This is a genomic window from Agromyces humi, from assembly GCF_009720255.1.
GTDB lineage: Bacteria > Actinomycetota > Actinomycetes > Actinomycetales > Microbacteriaceae > Agromyces > Agromyces humi.
In genome coordinates this window covers 1-1,158 of record NZ_WJSP02000652.1, presented here as the reverse complement: position 1 = coordinate 1,158, position 1,158 = coordinate 1, and the positions used below count along the sequence as shown (strand labels likewise).

1 protein-coding gene is annotated in these 1,158 nt (G+C 75.5%); it reads right to left on the bottom strand.

Translation table 11 applies throughout. The features are described 5' to 3' along the window. On the bottom strand, nt 1-1,084 hold a 1,084-nt coding region (locus tag GH736_RS23235), incomplete at its 3' end, for an anhydro-N-acetylmuramic acid kinase (protein ID WP_159607412.1). Nucleotides 1,085-1,158 lie beyond the last annotated feature (74 nt).

The window sequence follows — 1,158 nt, the reverse complement described above, 5'->3', positions numbered from 1 at the left end:
CGCCGTGGCAGCTCAGGAAGCCGAGGAACGCGAACATCAGCGATTCCTTGAACGACGGGTCGATGCCGCGCCGGTCGCTCGTCTCGACGGCGACGCCGCGGGCGGCGGCGAGCGCGGTGATGCGGCCCATGAGCCCGGGATTCAGGGCGCCGCCGCCCGAGCAGACCAGCAGGGCGGGCGAGTCCGCTGCCGCCTCGTCGCCCGCGACCGCGTCGACCACCGTGTGCGCGGTGAACTCGGTGAGCGTCGCGACGAGGTCCTCGAGCCGAAGCGACTCGGCTCCGGATGCCGCGACCGCCCGGTCGACGACACCCAGGTCGAACGTCTCGCGCCCGGTGGTCTTCGGGGTCGGGGCGGAGAGGTACGGATGCCGCAGCAGCTCGTCGAGCAGCGCGGCGTCGACCCGTCCGGCAGCCGCGAGGCGACCGTCGTCGTCGTAGCCGAGGCCGCCGTCGGTCGCCCGCACCACGACGGCGTCGATGAGGCCGTTGCCGGGGCCGGTGTCGAAGGCCAGCACGTCGCCGGCCGGTCGCACCAGCTGCACGTTCGCGATCCCGCCGAGGTTCACCGTGGCGATCGCGCGTCCGCTGGCGGCGGCCTCCGCGCCGAGCCACGCCGCGTCGAAGACGGCCATGAGGGGGGCGCCCTCGCCGCCCGCCGCGATGTCCGCGGCACGCAGATGCGAGAGCACGGGCGCGCCCACGCGCTCGGCGATCCACGCGGGCTCCCCGAGCTGCAGGGTGCCGCGGGCGTGCCCGTGCTCGACCCAGTGGAAGACGGTCTGGCCGTGCGAGACGACGAGGTCGGGCACCGTGCCGGTGGCGTCCATGCCCGCCACCGCGGCATCCGCGAACGCCTGGCCCAGGCGAGTGTCGAGTTCGCAGAACCCGCCCGCCGACAGCGGCTCGCCCGCTGACACCGCGAGGATGCGGTCGCGGGCCTCGGCCGACCACGCCACCGTCTCCGCGTGCAGCAGCCGCATGCCCACGGCCGGCCGCTCGCCGGCATCCTGCGCCGCCACCTCGACGACCGCGACGTCGATGCCGTCGGCCGACGTGCCCGACTGCAGCGAGAGCACGATCATGCCGTCACCTCGTGCCGCGTGCCCTCGGTGAGGAGCTCGCCCACGGCCTCGGCGGCGAGGCGGCTCGCCGCGCG